A 17427-nucleotide genomic window follows, 5' to 3' on the forward strand; every position below is an offset into this window, starting at 1 on the left:
TTATATCTATAGGTTAGGTCGCTGCGGGCAGGATGATGTGGACCTTCAGGCCGCCGCCGATGCGGTTGGTGGCGGTGACCGTGCCGCCCAGCGCCTCCACATTGCGCTTCACGATCCATAGGCCCAGGCCGGCATGGCCCGGTGAGCCGCCCTTGGCGTCGCGGCGGGCATGATCGGGTGGCCGCAGGGAGAAATAGCGGTCGAAGATGTTGTGGATCTTGTCGGGGTCGATACCGGGCCCGCTGTCCTCGATGGTCAGGTTGATCACGCCCTCCTCCTCCTGCAGGCGCACGGCGATGGCGCCGGCGTCGGGGGTGAAGCTGACGGCGTTGTCGAGGATGTTCTCCACCACCACGGCCAGGGCGACCTTGCCCGCGCGGACCAGGACCTCCGGCTGCAATTGCCGGCTGAGGCGGATCTGGCGGGCCACCAACACCTCACGATAGCTTTTCAGGATGTCGGCCACGATCTGCGTCAGGTCCACGCTTTCGCGGGGCGATTCGATCATGTCCGCCATGGTGTTATCCAGGCATTGCGAGGCGGAGATCAGGGCCTTCAGCCGGTCCAGCGACAGTTCGATCAGTTCCGCCGCGCGCTTGCCGCGCGCATGCTCCGCCGGTACCAGGCGCTTCAGCGGTTCCAGGCAGGCCTGGATGGTGGCGACCGGCCCCTTGAAGGAATGGGCGTTGTCTTCTGCCGTCTGGCGGATGACGCCGGCGACATGGTGCAGGTCATGCACCAGCCCGTCGAAATCCTGGGCCACGCTGTCCAGCTCGGGAATGGCGTTGCGGCTGGCGAAGGTGTTGCCGGCCACGCGGCCTTGGCGGATTTCACGGGCGACGTGTCGGAAATGACGGATGTGGCGGCGCACCGACAGGGCGGTGAGCAGGGCGATGACGGCCACGGCCAAGTAAAGCATCAGCGAGAGCCGCACCTGCGGCGTTTGCCAATAGGGGCGCCCGATGGCGGTCGCCAGCAATTCCGACGTGACGTGGGAGGAGACCAGGACCCAGCAGCCCCAGCGGCTTTGGATCGGGATGACGGAGGTCAGGATCTCCTCATGCCCCGTGGGCTGGGTGTAGCGGATGTCCACCGGCTTGTCCCAGGTGCAGCTTTCGGCCACCTGGGCGACGATGCCGTGGCGTTGCAGGTTGTCCAGCGTGGCGCCCAGGTCGGCCGCGTCGACCTTGGGCGCCGACGCCAGGAAGTAGAAGCCGCCGTCCTGGCCGGCGGCTCCTCCCTTGGGCTGGAACATCAATTTCAGGTTGGTGCCGTCACCGTCGTACTTGGCCAGTTCGTCGTTCAACGAGGCGGTGGGCGGACCGCTCTCGCGGTTCAGCAGAGGCTTCAAAGCCTGGGCGATGAGCCAGCTGCTGTACCGCAGGTTCTTGGTGACAATTTCCCTTTCCTTGCGGTCCGCCGTCTCGAACTGGCCGTACAGGATGAAGGGCAGGGCGGCGAAAATCAGCAGCAGGAAGCCCAGCCTAACCGTGAGTGATCCGGATATCCTCCGGGCCATCCATGTCAGACGATAGGGCGTCGATGCTGGTCGGGTCACGCCATCGGTAGCCGAAGGCCGCGAAATTCTCAATTTCCGCAAAGCCACGATCGATAGCATTGAACTTGCTCCGGATCCGCTTGATCGACGAGCGCACGTTGGTCCGGTAGCCATCCTCACCGCTGCCGGCGATGAAACCGCTCCAGTGCACCCGGTCATAGATGGCCCGGTAGGTGACGTGCTCACCCAGATTGGCCACCATGAACTCGACGATACTGAACTCGGTCACCGTAAGCATAACGTCGCGGCCTCGCCAGAAGGCCCGGTTGACCTTAGGCTTAAGGGTAAGATTCCCGCAGATGATTTCATCCCCCCCCTTTGTCGTTGGGGTAGGGGTGGCGGCGGTCGGCGGCTGCAGGATCAGGCGGATGCGCCGGGCCAGGACCGACATGCCGCGTGTCTTGTCGATGAAGTCGACCGCGCCCCGGTCCAGGGCCAGGGTTTCGTTCGCGGGCATGGACATGCCGGTCAGGAAAATGACCGGGATGCGGCAGCCGCGGCGGCGCAGATCGGGCAGAAGGTCGATGCCCAGGGTGCGTTCCAGGCACCAATCGACGACCAGGATATCCGCGGCGCTGTCGTCCAGTCCGGCGCCGTCGGCGCTGGTCAGGTACTGGATCAGAGATTTCGCGTCGGGGAATCCGGTAACGGCGAAGCCCAGATCCTCCAGCTCTCCCGTCGCCGCTTCGCGAAAGGCCTCGTCATCGTCGACAAGGACCACGCGGGCCGGCACGGCCGGCAGGACGTCATTTGGCTTGAGCCACGGCCCGGAGGTCTGCCAGGCAGTAGCGTTTGCGGTCGCCGGTGTCATTGTCACTTGTCACCTCATAGCTTAGGACGCGGTAAGCCTGCGTCTTGATGTCTGGGTACAGTGTCAGGTCGACGGTGCAGGCCCCGTGCCGGTAGAGCCATTCCTTCCCCGGAGACAGGTCATGCTGTGAGGAAGGGGGCCCCATCAGGGCCTGCAATTGGGATTCGTCCATTCCTACCAGGTCGATGTCGTTCATGGGCTGCGCCGTTCCGGCCGCCGGTACCGATGGGGTGGTGGGAGAGGGGGGGCGGCGAGCGGATGCCACGCGGGCGTCGCTGGTGGACGGGCCCCCGTTAGCGGAGGCCGTCGCGGGAGCCTTGGCACGCGTGGGCTGGGGGCGTGTTACCGCTATCTTTTGCGGTGCGGGCTTGGCCTGCTCCCACGGCGGCAACCAGGCGGTGCAGCCCGACAGCAGCATCAGCCCCGATAGGCCTGCCCGATGCCAAAGTTTTGCGCACACCACTAAGAACCTCCATAAGGGACGACCTCCGTTTGCCTGCCATCGGGTGTCAGCCGACGGCCGGTCACGCACATCATTGGGGTGGTCCCTCCCGGGGAGCCTGCCTTCGAAGGCGAGTGATCCCCGGTGGGCTGGGGTCGCCGCCTTTATTATGGTTCAGAAGCCGTCCGCCCCTACGTCGCACGGGATCGTGGCATCACCGTGGCGCCTGGGCGGCCGCGTATTCCTACCGAAAGGCTTAACGATGGTTTTGATTTATTGATTAAGGCGGGACCAGTTGAGCAACTTCTGATTACATACAATTTAACATAAAGGCAATCTATCAAACGTATTGGTGCCGTTTGCAAGCACGGTAACAATGCCCTGCCCCGGCGTGTGGCCGCCATTGGGCATTCGGCGAACACAGTTTCGTCACATGGCGCGGGTGATATATGTCTATTGCAGTGCGGTATATGACTAAGACCGGATACAACCGGCCGTAGTGGGTGCGTGGCAGGGGAGAGGACCTGTTTTCTTCTGTCAGGGGTATGTCTTTTGCCGCTTGTTGACGCACTGTTTTGGTCTTGCGGCGCCCTTCGACTGAGTGAATGCTTAACGCGGCGCCGCCGAAAGAATGGGTCCCCCTCCTCCATAGGCCTAGCGCCTCTTGGGTCGGAACTTCGTCATCCCGCGGGTAATTCAAGCGCCAATAAGGGCGGTGGCGGGGCAGCACGGATTTTCAGCGAGGTAAATCATGGATCGCCGACATTTGATCGCGGCCGGTGCCGCGCTGCCCTTCGGCTTGTCCGCCGCCACGCGCGCGGGGGGAGAGCCCTCGGCGGACATGGCCACCCAGGTGGCCCAGACCGCCACGACCAAGGCCACGCCCACCATTTATGACTACGGGGCCGTGGGCGATGGCGTCACCGATGACAGCGCCGCCTTCTCCAAGGCTTTGGCGGCCGCCGCCACCAAGGGCTTGATGGTCATCGTGCCGGCCGGCACCTACGCCATAGCGAAGACCATCTCCTTCGTGTCCACCCAGGACGCCGGTAGGCCCTGGGGCTTGCAGGCGCAGGGCGCCACGCTGGTGTCGACCATCACCAACGGCACCGACATCATGAGCCTGCAGGCGGTCAACACCGTGCGGTATTTCCGCATCTTGGGCGCCATGAAAATCCTGGGCAGCGGCAAGGACGGCAACGGCCTGCGCATCATCGCCTATGGCAGCTCCTACTTCTTCTACAATGTCACGCTCGACGGGCTGTGCATCGAGGGCGCGGGTCTGAATGGATTATTGTTTGAGGGCAACGTCTTCGAGTCCTTGCTGGTGGGCTGCTTCTTCCAGGATTGCAAGCAGAACGGCGCCGTCTTCGCCCAATCCAAGGGCGGTGTCTGTTCCGCCATCACCGTGGTGGGCTGCTTCTTCGCCCAGAACACCAAGTGCGGCATGATGGCCACCAACTTTGATTCGACCTACGGCGGCACCACCGACGTTCGTATCTTCGGCGGCTACTGCCGCGACAACGGCAGCTATGGCTTCTACTACAACAACGGCACCTCCAGCGGCGCCGCCATCGAGCAGGTGGGCTTCGAGAACAACTGCCGCTCGCTGTCGCCCGGTGATCCCAACGGCGCCCATGTCTATGGCCTGGTGCAGATGCGGCTGCGCAACTGCACCGGCTATAACGAGGGCGGCGGGGCCACCTACATGGTGCGGGGCTGGTTCAGCAACCTGACGGTGCTGGACAACTGCGACCAATCCTCCGGCGGGGCCATGGCGACCACGGGCAAGTCCCGCTTGGCCCAGGTGAACGGCAACGCCGCCGGCCATGTGCTGATGCGCCAGTCGGGTGGGGGCTTCGACGTGGTCAGCGGTACGGGCTGCACCTGGATGGCGGAGAATTGTACCGGCACGTCCCCCAGCGGGACCCTGAACCTCAAGGCGACGATCAGTTCCAACTAGATCCGGAATTTTAACCGAATTCCGGTTAAAAAAAGCGGGCCGGCCGGGAATGCTCGGCCGGCCCGTTCCTCAATACGCCATACTCAGCCCTTGGCGAAGGCCAGCAGGTCGGGGTTGATGGTGTCGGCGTGGGTGGTGGCCATGCCATGGGGCAGGCCCGGATAAACCTTCAGGGTGCCATTCTTCACCAGCTTGATGGCGAGATGCGCGGAGTCCGCGATGGGCACGATCTGGTCGTCATCGCCGTGCATGATAAGCACGGGCACGTCGATCTTCTTCAGGTCTTCGGTGAAGTCGGTTTCCGAAAACGCCTTGATGCAATCGTAGTGGGCCTTGATGCCGCCGATCATGCCCTGGCGCCACCAGTTGTTGATCACCCCCTCCGACACCTTGGCGCCGGGGCGGTTGAAGCCATAGAAGGGGCCCGCCGGGACATCGCGGTAGAACTGGGCGCGGTTGGCCACCAGTTGTGTGCGGAAGCCGTCGAACACCTCCATGGGCAGACCGCCCGGGTTCTTGTCGGTCTTCAGCATGATGGGCGGCACGGCGCCGATCAGCACGGCCTTGGCCACGCGGCCCTTCTCGGCCCGGGCGACATAGCGCGCCACTTCGCCGCCGCCGGTGGAATGACCGATATGGATGGCGTTCTTCAGATCGAGGGCCGCGGCCAGCGCGATGACGTCGGCGGCGTAGGTGTCCATCTCGTTGCCGGTATCGGTCTGGGTGGACCGGCCGTGGCCGCGGCGGTCATGGGCGATGACGCGATAGCCGTGGGCCAGGAAGAACATCATCTGGTTGTCCCAGTCATCGGATGACAGCGGCCAGCCGTGATGGAAAACGACGGGCTGCGCCGTCTTGGGGCCCCAGTCCTTGTAGAAAATCTGGACGCCGTCCTTGGTGGTGATGAAGCTCATGGCATGGGTTCCTTTGTGGGCCGCGTGCGGGCCATGGGAAGAGGGGGTGTCGCTGGCCGCGAGGGCGGCGCGGGCGGGCAGGGCGGCCAGCGCCGCCACGGCCGCGCCGCCCACCAGAATGGCGCGGCGGGAGGCTTCCGCCCCGCTCTCGGGCGGTTGAGCGGCAATGGAATCGGGTTGGGAAAGGTCGCTGTTCGGTGTCATGACCCTGCTGTTCCTTGAGATGTGCGGAACCGGGGTGCGGCCCCCGCGACGCCCAAGGTAGGGCGGCGGGGGACCGGTGACTTGCAGGGGACACGCGCGATTTGATGGTTTGTGCGCAGAAATGGTCGCCCGGCGACGGGCGTGCCGGGTCAGTCGGCGCTGATCGTCTGGGCCAGGAACCAGGCGCGTTCCTCGGCCTCGTCGATCCAGTTTTCCAGCAGGCTGGCGGAGGCGACGTCGCCCGCCTCGTCACAAACCTCGTGCGCCTCGCGCAGGATGGCGGCCAGGGTGACGTTGTCGTCATGCAGTTCGCGCAGCATGTCCAGGGCGCCCACGCCCTCGGCGTCGTTGTCCTTGATGCGCTGCAGCTTGGCGATCTGCCCGATGGACTTCAGGGTGGTGCCGCCCACCTTGCGCACCCGCTCGGCGATGGCGTCGGTGGTGGCGAATATCTGGGCCGCCTGAGCGTCCAGCAGCAGATGATATTCGCGGAAGTGCGGGCCGGAGATGTGCCAGTGGAAGTTCTTGGTCTTCAGGTACAGGGCGAACATGTCGGCCAGCAGGGGCGTCAGCGCGCCGGGCACACCCTGGAAGTTCGGCTTGTTGCTCATCGTCGCTTCTCCGGTGGAGGTTTAATGGGATGCGCAGCGGGACGTAGCAGCCCCCGTCGGTTCCGTCTTGAAGGCTTGTCGCCCTATTGAACGCTGCGCGCCATTTTCGGAAACCGCCCCGTGGGGCCGCCCCATGGACGGCCGGCACCAGGCATTAGGGATCTAGGGTGTGCCGCCGCCGTTCCAAGCCCGCAGTGGTCAATCAAGGTCAATCAAGCCAGGGTGGTGGTGGGCGCGACGCCGTTTCGGACGCCGCGCCCACCCTTATCGGCCCACTGCCGTCAGATGGCGTCGACCAGCACCACCTCGGCATCCTCGACGCCCACCACCTCGATCGTGGCCTGGTCGGTGACGGCGGCGCCATCACGGGCCTCGATGCGGACGCCGTCGACCTCCACCACGCCTTTGGCCGGCACCAGGTAGACATGGCGGGCAGGGTCCACGGTCAGGCTGATGCGCTCACCCGCCTTGACCGTGGCGCCCATGACGCGGGCCTTGGCGCGGATGGGCAGGGCACCCTCATCCTCGGCGTAGCCGCTGGCCAGGGTCACGAACCGGCCGGACCGGTCGGCCTTGGGGAAGGGCTTGGCGCCCCAGGAGGGTGTGCCGCCCCGCGTTTCCGGCTGGATCCAGATCTGGAAGATGCGGGTGGTCTCATTCTCCAGATTGTACTCGGCATGGCGAATGCCGGAACCGGCCGACATCACCTGCACGTCGCCGGCCTCGGTGCGGCCCTCGTTGCCCACGCTGTCCTGGTGGGTGATGGCGCCGTCGCGGACGTAGGTGATGATCTCCATGTCGGCATGCGGATGCGGAGGGAAGCCGGACTTGGGCGCGATCTCGTCGTCGTTCCAGACCCGCAGGGCACCCCAGCCCATGTTGGACGGATCGTAGTAGCTGGCGAACGAGAAATGGTGCTTGGCCTTCAGCCAACCGTGGTTGGCGCCACCCAGCTTGGCGAACGGACGACGTTCGATCATGACAAAGCTCCTTGCTTTCATCTCTGGCGCGGCGTCGGTGGGCGCCGCTGACAGGACTTAAGATGGCCCTGGTTGACGCTGACGAAAATAGAAACTATGGAACTTCATCGTTTCCATTTTTTACGTCCTGGCCCAGGAGGCCGCGCCATGCCCATCCCCGATCTTGAGGCCTGGGCCATTTTCGCCAAGGTGGCGGAAACCGGGTCCTTCGCCGCCGCCGCCAGCGATTTCGGCGTATCCAACGCCACCATCTCCAAGGCGGTGAAGCGGTTGGAGGAACGGTTGGGTGAGCGTCTCATCCACCGCACCTCCCGCCGCTTTTCCCTGACCGAGACGGGGCGCGTGCTGGCGGTGCGGGCCGCCCAAATCCTGGCGGAGGGGGAGGCGGTCGAGGCGGAGGCGCAGGCCAAGTCCAGCCAGCCGCACGGCAGGGTGCGCCTGGCCGCCCCCATGTCCTTCGGTGTGCGGCACGTGGCCCCGGCGCTGCCGGATTTCCTGGCCGCCTATCCGGATGTAACGGTGGACCTGCAACTGGACGACCGGCTGGTGGATCTGGTGGCGGGCGGCGTCGACGTGGCGCTGCGCATCGCCGCGCTGGCGGACTCCAGCCTGATCACCCGCCGCCTTTGCCCCGTTCGCCGCTGGGTCGTGGGCGCGCCCAGCTATTTCGTGCAGCGTGGCATGCCCGCCCGCCCGCGCGACCTGAAGGATCACGCCTGCCTGGTCTACAGTTACCTGGCAACGGGGGAGACTTGGCACTTCACTCACCTGGATGGCACGGAGGAGTCGGTGCGGGTCAAGGGCCCCTTGAGCGCCACCAACGCCGACGCCTTGCAGGACGCGCTGCTGGCGGGCTTGGGTGTGGCCATGCAGCCCGACTTCCTGGCGTGGGAAGCGGTCCGCGACGGGCGGCTGGTGGTCGCCTGCCGGGATTGGGCGCCACCGCCGCTGGCCATCAACCTGGTGACCCCTGCCGGTGGCCCGCGCGCCGCCCGTGTCGCTGTGCTGCTGGACTTCTTGGCGCACCGTTTCACCGCCGGTTCCGCCCCCTGGACCCGGGCGCCGGTTTAGCCCGAGGGGTGCAGGCGTACAGGTTCACCGGGATGCGATTGCGTTTGTTAACCAATTTTGCTCCGATGGGCGCCGCAATCGAGGCCACTCCCCCATGCCTGCCGCCGCCCTCGCTGAAACCGTCTTCCGCTTCGGTTCCTTCAGCCTCTATCCCGCCCGCCGCTTGCTGACGGCGGGCCAGCCTATCGCCTTGCGCGGCCGAGCGCTCGACCTCTTGCTGGCCTTGGTCGAACGCGCCGGCGAGGTGCTGAATCGCGAGGAACTGGAGGCGCGCGTCTGGCCCGGCCTTCATGTCGGGGAAAACAACCTGCGGGTTCAGATGGCGCAACTGCGCCGGGCCCTGGGGCAGCGCGGGGACGATGGGCCTTATGTCAGCACGGTCGCGGGCCAGGGTTACCGCTTCATCGCCCAGGTGTTGCGCGAGGGGGACGGCACTCCATCGCCGCCGTCCCCTGCCGTCGCCGCCTTCGCCCTGACGCGCCAGTTGGCCCCGCCGTTGGGACGGGGCGAGGTCGTTGCCGCTCTGGCGGCGCGCCTGGGGCGACAGCGTCTCGTCACCATCGTCGGCCCCGGGGGCATGGGCAAGACGACTGTCGCCCTGGCCATCGGTGCTGCTGTGGCGGATCGCTATCCCGACGGCGTCGCCTTGATCGACCTGTCGATTGTGAGCGACGGCGCGCTGGTGCCGGGCGTCGTTGCCGGTCGTCTGGCGCCCCAGATACAGGCCGGCGCCCCGTTGCCGGCGCTGTTGGCCTTCCTCAAGCCCCGGCGGATGTTGCTGATCCTGGATAGCTGCGAGACGGTGACCGTGGCCGCGGCCTCCTTCGTCGGTTCCCTGCTGCCCGCCGCGTCCGGCGTGGATATCCTCACCACCAGCCGGGAGCCCCTGGGCTTGGCGGCGGAGCATTTGCACGCGCTGGCGCCGCTGGCGGTGCCGCCCCGGACCCGGGATGGTGATGCCGCCCAGATTTGGGGGCACGCCGCCGTGCGGCTGTTCACGGAGCGGGCGGCGGCGGTCGCCGGGGGCGGCCCGCTGGACGGTGCAGACGCGCGGACCGTGGCGGAGATTTGCCGGCGTCTGGACGGCATCCCCCTAGGCCTGGAACTGGCGGCCGGGCAGGTGGCCGCCTATGGCGTCGCCGGCGTCGCCCAACGCCTGGACGATCTGGGCCTGTTGGTCCGGGGGCGCCGTACGGCCGCCGCCCGGCATCAGACCCTGCGCGCCGCCTTCGATTGGAGCTACACCCTGCTGTCCGGCGCGCAGCGCGCCGTGTTGAACCGCCTGTCTGTTTTCATCGGCGGCTTCGACCAGGCGGCGGTGGCGGCGGTGGTCTCCCCGCGGGATCTGGATGGCGAAGGCACCAGCGCCCAAGTCCTGGATGAACTGGTAGCCAAGTCCTTGGTGGTCGCGGACCATAGGGGGGCGGAGCCGCGCTACCGACTGTTGGACACGATCCGGGTTTATGCGCGGGAGTGGCTGGACGCCAGCGGCCTGGCCGCCGAAACCCGGGTGGCCCACGCCACCCATTACCTGCGCCTGTTCCAGGCCGCCCTGTCGGACTGGGCTACCACGCCCCCGGGCGAGATGATGCGCCGCGATGGGGTGGAGATCGATAACGTGCTCCAGGCGCTGGACTGGTGCTTCGGTTCCAATGGGGGCCCCTCCGGGGACGATGGGGTGCGCATGGGACGGGAGCTGATTCTAGCCGTGGCGCCCCTGTGGAAGTGTCTTTCCTTGTGGTTGGAGTGCCAGCGCTGGGTCACTCGGGCCCTGGCCAGTCCGGTGCCGTTCGTGGACGACCGGCAAGATCTGGACCTTCACCTGCTGCGGGCCATGGCCGCCACAGTGACGGGCGATCTGGCGCCGCCGGAGCTGGAGCGCCTATGGGCGGATGTCCTAACCGCGTCGACGCGCCTGGGGGATGGCGATAGCCGGCTGCAGGCGCAGTTGGGCCTCTATTCCGTGCACTTCAACCAGGGCCATGTGCGCCGGGCGTTGGACTTGGCCCTGCATATGCGAGAGGGGGCGGCGGATTCTCCCGACCGGTCCGTTTCCGCCATGGCCGAGCGTCTGGTGGGGGCCGCGCTTTACTTCCTGGGCGATCCAGCGGGTGCCCGCCGTCATACTGAGGCGGCGCTGGCGCTGGCAGATAGCGGACACAGTGTCCGCTTCCAATTGGACCAGCAGATCATGGCGCGCAGCACGCTGGCCGGCGTGCTCTGGGTGCAGGGAAACGTCGACCAGGGCTTGGATCTGTTGCGCCAGTCCTTGCAGCAGGCTGCGGCCATGGACCATGCTTACACCACATGCTCCGTGCTGGGCTTGGCGGCCTGCCCCCTGGCCATGCTGACAAGCGACCTGGCGGCAGCCCGGCGGCACACCGACCTGCTGCTGATGCTGGCGGACAGGTACGGCCTGACGGCATGGCAACCTTGGGGCCGCTGCCTGGATATGATCCTGCGCCTCAAGGCCGGTGGTGGCCGGGATCTGCTGGATGAGCTGTGCCGCGCCATGGCGACCTTGGGCGACCTGTCGCACGCGCGCTATGCCGTGTTGGTGCGGGAAACGGCCTTGGCGATGGCCAGGGCTGGCGATCTGCCCGGCGGATTGGCCATGATAGACGCGGCCCTGGCCCGCGCCCACGCCAACGAGGAAGGCTGGACGCTGCCGGAGCTGGCGCGGTTGCGTGGCTTGATGCTGGTCCAGGGGGGGGAGCCCCTGGAGGCCGAGGCCCTTTATCGCCAAGGCCTGGTCCAGGCGGAGCGGCAGGGGGCGTGGACCTGGCGGCTGCGGCTGGCTATCGACCTGGCCCGTTTGCACCTGGACACGGGCCTGGCGCCGGACGCGCCCGCCCTCCTGGCCGCCACCCACGGCCATTTTACCGAGGGCTTCGGCACCGCCGACCTGCGGCAGGCCCGCGCCCTGCTGGCGCGCCTCAATCCGTGATCAGGGTGCCACCGTCCACAACCAGGTTATGGCCGGTCACGAAGGCACCGGCGGCCGACGCCAGATAGACCGCCGTGCCCGCCACCTCCCGTGGGGTGCCCATGCGCCGCAGGGGTGTCTGCGCCAAGCGCTTTTCCAGCCGGGCCGGGTCAGCCTTGAAAACCGCCGCCAGGTCGGTGTCGATCAGCCCGGGGGAGATGGCGTTGACCCGCACGTTGCCGGGGCCATATTCCACCGCCATGTTGCGCGCCATCTGCGCCAGGGCCGCCTTGGTCAGGGAATAGACGCCCAGGCTGCGGTTGCCCCGCAGGCCGGACAGGCTGGACATCAGGATCACGGCCCCACCGCCCCGCGCGGCCATGGGCGGCACCAGGCGGTTGCACAGGCGGAAGGCGCTGCGCAGGTTGATGGCCATGATGCGGTCATAGGCATCGTCCGACGTGGTGGCGCTGGGGCCGTTGTGCAGGTTCAGGCCGGCGTTGCACACCAGGATATCGACGCCGCCCATTTGGGCCTCGACACCCTCCGCCAGGCGGTCCAGGGCCGCGTCATCGCCGACGTCGCAGGGAAGGGGCAGGGCCGCCAGGCCGTCATCCTGGAACGCCGCCGCCACCCGCGCGCAATCGTCGGCCACCTCGCTGGAGATCGCCACCCGCGCGCCGGCGCGGGCCATTTCCAGGGCGATGGCGTGTCCCAGGCCCCGGGTCGAACCGGTGATGAGCGCGCGCTTGCCCGCCAGGCTGAACAGATTCATGACCCCCCGGACCCCTCCCGATTTTTGGTCAGGCCATTTCCAGCCCGGAAGGTTGTGGCGTCAACCAAAAACCGGTTGCCTCAATTCACCCGTTGCTTGGCCAGCTTGCGGGCCAGGGTGCGGCGGTGCATGCCCAGGCGGCGGGCGGCTTCGGAGACGTTGAAGCCGGTGTCGGCCAGCGTCTCATGGATGCGTTCCCATTCCAGCGTCTTGATGGATGTGGTGCGGCTGCTGAGGCTGACGCCGGTGTCACCCTCGGTGCGGCCAAAGGCGGCCTCGATATCGTCAGTGTTGGACGGCTTGGCCAGGTAATGGCAGGCGCCGAGCTTGATGGCCTCGACCGCCGTGGCGATGCTGGCGAAGCCGGTCAGCACCACGATCTTCATCTCAGGATCGTGGGCGTGCAGGATCTTCACGCACTCCAGCCCCGACGCGCCGGCCAGCTTCAGATCCACCACGGCGAAATCCGGGGCCTCGTTGGTCAGCAGGTCGGGCAGGGCCTCCGCCCGGTCGCAGCTGACCACATGATAGCCCCGCCGCTCGAACGACCGTTTCAAGGCGCGGCCGAAGGAGGGGTCGTCCTCCACGATCAGCAGGACGGGGGCGTCATCGTCGGCAATAAGGTTATCGTCCGTCATCGGCATCCTCGATCGCCCCATCCGGGATTATTAGTGAGTCGATGGGCAGGCGCAGTTCCACGGTGGCGCCACCGGCTGGGTTGTTGTCGGCGGTTACCCGCCCACCCAGTTTGCGCGCCACATTGACCGTAAGGAAGAGGCCAAGACCACGGCCAGGTTTGTTCTTGGTGGACTGGTAAGGCTTGCCGAAGCGCGCCAGGATGTCGGGTGCGAAGCCGGGGCCCCGGTCCTGCACCGTCACGGTCAGCACGCCGTCATGGCAGGCCACGTCGATGCCGACCCAGGCGGGGCTGGCCTCCAGCGCGTTGTCGAAGATGTTGAACAGGCTTTGCTTGATGGCCGTGTCTGACACGATGGCCACATCGTCGGTGATGTGGTTGGTGTAGTCGATGGCCCGGTCGGCGTGGGCCTGGCGCCAGTCGGCCACCACGGTGTCCAGGAAGCGCACCAGCGTGGTGCGCGCCGCCCCTTCGCCGCGCGCCTCCCCCGCCGTCAGCAGGATGCGCGACACGATCTCCTTGCAGCGGGCCAGTGCCGCCTGCATTTCGGTCACGTCGTCCAGCAGTTCGGCGTCCCGCGTGTTGGCGGGCATGTGCTGCCAGTCGTTCAGGATGACTGACAGGGTGGCCAGCGGCGTGCCCAACTCATGCGCGGCCCCCGAGGCCAGCAGGCCCATGCGCACGATGTGGTCCTCCTCCACCGACTTTTGCCGCAGGTCGGACAGGCGGGCGTCGCGCTGGCGCAGGTTGCCGTTGATGCGGGTGACGAAGCTGACCGCCAGCACCGAGGCCAGCAGGAAACAGATGAAGGTGCCCGCCAGGTACAGGTCGAACACCCGGGGCCACGCGCCCCCGGCGGAGGCCAGCCCTTGGGAGAACAGGGCGATGTCGCGGTGATAGGCCGTCAGCCCGACGAAGCAGGCGCTGGTCAGGCCCACCAGGGTCCAGGTCAGGGCCGGTTGCAGCAGCACGGCGCCCAGGATGACCTGCAGCAGGAACAGGGAGATGAAGGGGTTGGTGGCGCCCCCGCTCAGGTACAGCTGCACTGTGAGGGCGGCCACGTCCAGCAGCATGGCCAGGAACAGCTCGGCATTGGTGACGGTGGTGCAGGTGCGGCTGCGGTACAGGCTGATCAGGTTCAGCAGCACCAGGAACAGGATGACCCCGACCATGGGGATCAGCGGCAGGTCGATGTCGAACCAAGCCTGGGCCATGGTGACGGTCGCCACCTGGCCGCCGACCGCCAGCCATCGCAGGGTGACAAGAAGCAGCAGGTTCTTCTTGTTGGTCGAGTCCTGGATCGAAATCTCTTCCATCCTGTCCCTAGTCCTCCCCGGGTGACGGATGTCTTTTCCGGTAGGACTAACGGTTCAACGGGGGGCCGGCAATGACGAAGGCGACCACGGGGCCATCCCGCCGCAGGGGCCGGGGTGGTCTCGTGGTCGCCCTGACGATGGTCAATGGCGGTACGGGGGGAAGCGACCCCGGGGGGAGGGATGGTGACCCACCCCTCCCCCCGGGAAGACGCCTTACTCCATGGGCATGGCGCCCGGCATCATGTTGGCGTTCAGGTGCAGCATGACCCACCAGGAACCGACCACCAGGATGGCGACGATCAGCAGCGTGAACAGGAAGGCGGCCATGTTCCAGGAACGGGCCGACGAGCTGTTCATGTGCAGGAAGTAAACCAGATGCACAATGATCTGGACGATGCCCAGACCGAAGCACACCGGGATGGCGGTCCCGGCCGGCAGGGCGCCGGACATGACCAGGCCGAAGGGGATGGCGGTCAGGATGACCGACAGGACGAAGCCGACGATGTAGGACTTCACGCTGCCGTGAGCGCCTTCGCCGTGATGGGCGCCATGGTGGCCATGATCATGGCCGTGAGCAGTGGTGTGTGCGGTAGCCATCACGCGGCCACTCCCGACAGGTAGACGATGGTGAACACGCCGATCCAGACGATGTCCAGGAAGTGCCAGAACAGGCTGAGGCAGGTCAGGCGGACGATGTTGGCGTGGGTCAGGCCACGGCGCAACACGTGGGCGATCAGCGTCACCATCCAGACCATGCCGGACAGGACGTGCAGGCCGTGGGTGCCGACCAGGGTGAAGAACGACGACAGGAAGGCCGACCGGTCGGGGCCCGCACCCTCGCCGATCAACTCGGCGAACTCATGCAGTTCCATGAACATGAAGCCCAGGCCCAGCAGCAGGGTGACACCCAGCCACCGCAGGGTGGCCGACTGCTTCTGCTTCTCGGCGGCGATCATGGCCATGCCGTAGGTGAAGCTGGACACCAGCAGGAAGGCGGTTTCACCGGCCACGTAGGGCAGGCTGAACAGCTCCTTGGCGTCCGGCCCGCCGGCCGTCTGTCCGCGCAGCACCGCGAACGCCGCGAACACGGCGGCGAACAGGATGCAGTCGCTCATCAGGTAGATCCAGAACCCCAGCGTGGTCTTGGACCCGTCGTCGTGGTGCTCGTCATGAGCCTCCACGCCGTGAAGCAGGGCCGCGTCGGCGGCCGCGACGGAATGTGCGTTGCTCATCGTCTTAGACCTGCGACGTCAGTTGCTTGAAGTACTTGCGCTCAGTCTCGGCCACCGTCTCGGAGGGGACGTAGTAGTCCCGGTTCTCGTTGAAGGTGTGGCCGATGCCGACCGCGACGGCGGCGGCGAACGCGGCGACCACCAGCCACCAGATGTGCCAGATCAGCGCGAAGCCCAGGACGGCGATGAAGCCGCCGAGGATGACGCCCGTGCCCGTGTTGTGGGGCATGTGGATCTTGCCGTAGGCGGGCAGCGGCTGCAGGCCGGCGCCGGTGGCCTGCTTCTGCTCCCAGAAGGCGTCGCGGGCGGTGACCACGGGCGTCTGCGGGAAGTTGTAGAAGGCCGGCGGGGAAGAGGTGGCCCACTCCAGCGTACGGCCGTTCCACGGGTCGCCGGTCAGGTCGCGCAGCGCCTTGCGGTTCAGCACGCTGACCAGGATCTGCAGGACGAAGGCGCCGATGCCGCAGGCGATGATCGCCGCACCCAGGGCCGCCACCAGCAGGTAGTTGTGCCAGACGACGTTGTCGACGTGGTTCATGCGGCGGGTCATGCCCATCAGGCCCAGGGCGTACAGGGGCATGAAGGCCAGGTAGAAGCCGACCAGCCAGCACCAGAACGACACCTTGCCCAGGGTCTCGTTCAGTTTGAAGCCGAAGGCCTTGGGGAACCAGTAGGTGAAGCCGGCCAGGTAGCCGAACAGCACGCCGCCGATGATGACATTGTGGAAGTGGGCGATCAGGAACAGGCTGTTGTGCAGGACGAAGTCGGCCGCGGGCACCGCCATCAGAACGCCGGTCATGCCGCCGATGACGAAGGTGACCATGAAGCCCAGGGTCCACAGCACCGGAACGGTGAACTGCACCCGGCCGCGGTACATGGTGAACAGCCAGTTGAAGATCTTGGCGCCGGTGGGGATGGAGATGATCATCGTGGAAATGCCGAAGAAGGCATTCACGTTGGCGCCGGCGCCCATGGTGAAGAAGTGGTGCAGCCACACGATGAACGACAGCACGGTGATGCAGACCGTGGCGTAGACCATCGAGGTGTAGCCGAACAGCTTCTTGGACGAGAAGGTGGAGATGACTTCGGAGAAGATGCCGAAGGCCGGCAGGACCAGGATGTACACCTCAGGATGGCCCCAGGCCCAGATGAGGTTCACGTACATCATGGCGTTGCCGCCACCGTCGTTGGTGAAGAAGTGCATGCCCAGGTAACGGTCCAGCGACAGCATCGCCAGCGTGGCCGTCAGGATGGGGAAGGCCGCCACGATCAGCATGTTGGAGCAGAGCGTGGTCCAGGTGAAGATCGGCATGCGCATCAGCGTCATGCCCGGCGCCCGCATCTTCAGGATGGTCGTGATCATGTTCACGCCCGCCAGAAGGGTGCCGACGCCCGAGATCTGCAGGGCCCACAGATAGTAGTCGACGCCGACACCGGGGCTGTACTGCAGCTCCGACAGCGGCGGGTAGGCCAGCCAGCCGGTGCGGGCGAACTCACCCACCGCCAGCGAAATGTTGATCAGCAGGGCGCCCGCGGCCGTCAGCCAGAAGCTGAGGTTGTTCAGGTAGGGGAACGCCACGTCGCGCGCGCCGATCTGCAGCGGCACGACGATGTTCATCAGGCCGACCATGAAGGGCATCGCCATGAAGAAGATCATGATGACGCCGTGGGCGGTGAAGACCTGGTCGAAGTGCTCGGGCGGCAGGGGACCGGCGCCGCCGGTGGAGGCCAGCGCCTGCTGGGTGCGCATCATCACCGCGTCGGCGAAGCCACGCAGCAGCATGACCAGCGCCAGGATGATGTACATGATGCCGATGTTCTTGTGGTCGACCGAGGTCAGCCACTTGGACCACAGCGGGCCCCACAGGCGGAAGAAGGTGATGCCCGCCACCAGGGCGGCACCGCCCAGGACCATCATCGCCACGGCGCCCATGATGATGGGCTCGTGGTAAGGAATGGCCTCGAGAGTCAGTTTACCGAACATGGA

15 protein-coding genes are annotated in these 17427 nt (G+C 66.3%); 3 read left to right on the forward strand and 12 right to left on the reverse strand.

The genetic code is table 11. The features are described from left to right. Positions 1–13: 13 nt before the first annotated feature. From FBZ90_RS01915 to FBZ90_RS27690, 3 genes are read right to left on the reverse strand one after another with little or no spacing between them, the layout of a single operon-like run. Positions 14–1519: a sensor histidine kinase gene (locus FBZ90_RS01915; RefSeq protein ID WP_186455554.1), complete on the reverse strand. Its 1506-nt coding sequence runs from the start codon at positions 1517–1519 to the stop codon at positions 14–16. Further along, positions 1485–2369 carry a response regulator transcription factor gene (locus FBZ90_RS01920; RefSeq protein ID WP_145729333.1) on the reverse strand — a complete coding sequence of 295 codons (885 nt, stop codon included), beginning with the start codon at positions 2367–2369 and terminating at the stop codon, positions 1485–1487. The genes FBZ90_RS01915 and FBZ90_RS01920 overlap by 35 nt, the downstream gene beginning before the upstream one ends. After that, positions 2305–2565, reverse strand: a complete 261-nt coding sequence (locus FBZ90_RS27690; protein WP_186455555.1) for a hypothetical protein — start codon at positions 2563–2565, stop codon at positions 2305–2307. Before FBZ90_RS27690 ends, FBZ90_RS01920 begins: the two co-directional genes overlap by 65 nt. A 997-nt stretch (positions 2566–3562) precedes the next feature. On the opposite strand from FBZ90_RS27690, the gene FBZ90_RS28050 reads away from it, so the two are divergent. Next, entirely contained in the window at positions 3563–4774 is a 1212-nt protein-coding gene (locus tag FBZ90_RS28050) for a glycosyl hydrolase family 28-related protein (protein WP_211101880.1), read from the forward strand. Between the two features lie 83 nt (positions 4775–4857). Here FBZ90_RS28050 and FBZ90_RS01930 read toward each other — a convergent pair whose 3' ends face one another. The 3 genes from FBZ90_RS01930 to FBZ90_RS01940 all read right to left on the reverse strand — a co-directional run bounded on the left by FBZ90_RS01930 (position 4858) and on the right by FBZ90_RS01940 (position 7483). Then, on the reverse strand, positions 4858–5688 hold the full coding sequence (locus tag FBZ90_RS01930) for an alpha/beta fold hydrolase (RefSeq protein ID WP_211101895.1): 831 nt from the start codon (positions 5686–5688) through the stop codon (positions 4858–4860). Between the two features lie 353 nt (positions 5689–6041). Beyond that, positions 6042–6503, reverse strand: a complete 462-nt coding sequence (locus tag FBZ90_RS01935) for a Dps family protein (RefSeq protein ID WP_145729335.1) — start codon at positions 6501–6503, stop codon at positions 6042–6044. 281 nt (positions 6504–6784) lie between these two features. Beyond that, on the reverse strand, positions 6785–7483 hold the full coding sequence (locus tag FBZ90_RS01940; RefSeq protein WP_145729336.1) for a pirin family protein: 699 nt from the start codon (positions 7481–7483) through the stop codon (positions 6785–6787). A gap of 147 nt (positions 7484–7630) precedes the next feature. On the opposite strand from FBZ90_RS01940, the gene FBZ90_RS01945 reads away from it, so the two are divergent. Then, the gene (locus FBZ90_RS01945; RefSeq protein ID WP_145729337.1) at positions 7631–8554 is read left to right on the forward strand and encodes a LysR family transcriptional regulator; all 924 of its coding nucleotides are present in this window, start codon (positions 7631–7633) and stop codon (positions 8552–8554) included. A gap of 94 nt (positions 8555–8648) precedes the next feature. After that, on the forward strand, positions 8649–11501 hold the full coding sequence (locus tag FBZ90_RS01950) for an ATP-binding protein (protein ID WP_145729338.1): 2853 nt from the start codon (positions 8649–8651) through the stop codon (positions 11499–11501). On the opposite strand, the gene FBZ90_RS01955 is transcribed toward FBZ90_RS01950, so the two are convergent. From FBZ90_RS01955 to cyoB, 6 genes are all read right to left on the reverse strand, one after another. Then, positions 11491–12255 carry an SDR family NAD(P)-dependent oxidoreductase gene (locus tag FBZ90_RS01955; RefSeq protein WP_145729339.1) on the reverse strand — a complete coding sequence of 255 codons (765 nt, stop codon included), beginning with the start codon at positions 12253–12255 and terminating at the stop codon, positions 11491–11493. The two genes, FBZ90_RS01950 and FBZ90_RS01955, sit on opposite strands and share 11 nt — an antisense overlap. A gap of 80 nt (positions 12256–12335) precedes the next feature. Next, entirely contained in the window at positions 12336–12893 is a 558-nt protein-coding gene (locus FBZ90_RS01960; protein WP_145729340.1) for a response regulator transcription factor, read from the reverse strand. Then, entirely contained in the window at positions 12880–14208 is a 1329-nt protein-coding gene (locus FBZ90_RS01965; protein WP_145729341.1) for an ATP-binding protein, read from the reverse strand. The genes FBZ90_RS01960 and FBZ90_RS01965 overlap by 14 nt, the downstream gene beginning before the upstream one ends. Positions 14209–14421: 213 nt before the next feature. Continuing rightward, positions 14422–14805, reverse strand: coding sequence for a cytochrome o ubiquinol oxidase subunit IV (gene cyoD / locus FBZ90_RS01970; RefSeq protein WP_145729342.1), 384 nt, complete (start codon positions 14803–14805; stop codon positions 14422–14424). After that, positions 14805–15440: a cytochrome o ubiquinol oxidase subunit III gene (cyoC, locus tag FBZ90_RS01975; protein WP_145729343.1), complete on the reverse strand. Its 636-nt coding sequence runs from the start codon at positions 15438–15440 to the stop codon at positions 14805–14807. Before cyoC ends, cyoD begins: the two co-directional genes overlap by 1 nt. Positions 15441–15444: 4 nt before the next feature. After that, a complete protein-coding gene (gene cyoB, locus FBZ90_RS01980) occupies positions 15445–17424 on the reverse strand; it encodes a cytochrome o ubiquinol oxidase subunit I (protein WP_145729344.1) in 1980 nt (659 codons plus the stop codon). Positions 17425–17427: the final 3 nt, after the last annotated feature.

The organism is Nitrospirillum pindoramense (genome assembly GCF_007827955.1).
Classification (GTDB): domain Bacteria; phylum Pseudomonadota; class Alphaproteobacteria; order Azospirillales; family Azospirillaceae; genus Nitrospirillum; species Nitrospirillum amazonense_B.

Coding starts and splice junctions, on each gene's coding strand:
- FBZ90_RS01955 (WP_145729339.1), bottom strand. CDS start 12,255: ATGAATCTGTTCAGCCTGGCGGGCAAGCGCGCGCTCATCACCGGTTCG.
- FBZ90_RS01960 (WP_145729340.1), bottom strand. CDS start 12,893: ATGACGGACGATAACCTTATTGCCGACGATGACGCCCCCGTCCTGCTG.
- FBZ90_RS01920 (WP_145729333.1), bottom strand. CDS start 2,369: ATGACACCGGCGACCGCAAACGCTACTGCCTGGCAGACCTCCGGGCCG.
- cyoC (WP_145729343.1), bottom strand. CDS start 15,440: ATGAGCAACGCACATTCCGTCGCGGCCGCCGACGCGGCCCTGCTTCAC.
- FBZ90_RS01965 (WP_145729341.1), bottom strand. CDS start 14,208: ATGGAAGAGATTTCGATCCAGGACTCGACCAACAAGAAGAACCTGCTG.
- cyoD (WP_145729342.1), bottom strand. CDS start 14,805: ATGGCTACCGCACACACCACTGCTCACGGCCATGATCATGGCCACCAT.
- cyoB (WP_145729344.1), bottom strand. CDS start 17,424: ATGTTCGGTAAACTGACTCTCGAGGCCATTCCTTACCACGAGCCCATC.
- FBZ90_RS01930 (WP_211101895.1), bottom strand. CDS start 5,688: ATGAGCTTCATCACCACCAAGGACGGCGTCCAGATTTTCTACAAGGAC.
- FBZ90_RS01950 (WP_145729338.1), top strand. CDS start 8,649: ATGCCTGCCGCCGCCCTCGCTGAAACCGTCTTCCGCTTCGGTTCCTTC.
- FBZ90_RS01940 (WP_145729336.1), bottom strand. CDS start 7,483: ATGATCGAACGTCGTCCGTTCGCCAAGCTGGGTGGCGCCAACCACGGT.
- FBZ90_RS01935 (WP_145729335.1), bottom strand. CDS start 6,503: ATGAGCAACAAGCCGAACTTCCAGGGTGTGCCCGGCGCGCTGACGCCC.
- FBZ90_RS01945 (WP_145729337.1), top strand. CDS start 7,631: ATGCCCATCCCCGATCTTGAGGCCTGGGCCATTTTCGCCAAGGTGGCG.
- FBZ90_RS01915 (WP_186455554.1), bottom strand. CDS start 1,519: ATGGCCCGGAGGATATCCGGATCACTCACGGTTAGGCTGGGCTTCCTG.
- FBZ90_RS27690 (WP_186455555.1), bottom strand. CDS start 2,565: ATGAACGACATCGACCTGGTAGGAATGGACGAATCCCAATTGCAGGCC.
- FBZ90_RS28050 (WP_211101880.1), top strand. CDS start 3,563: ATGGATCGCCGACATTTGATCGCGGCCGGTGCCGCGCTGCCCTTCGGC.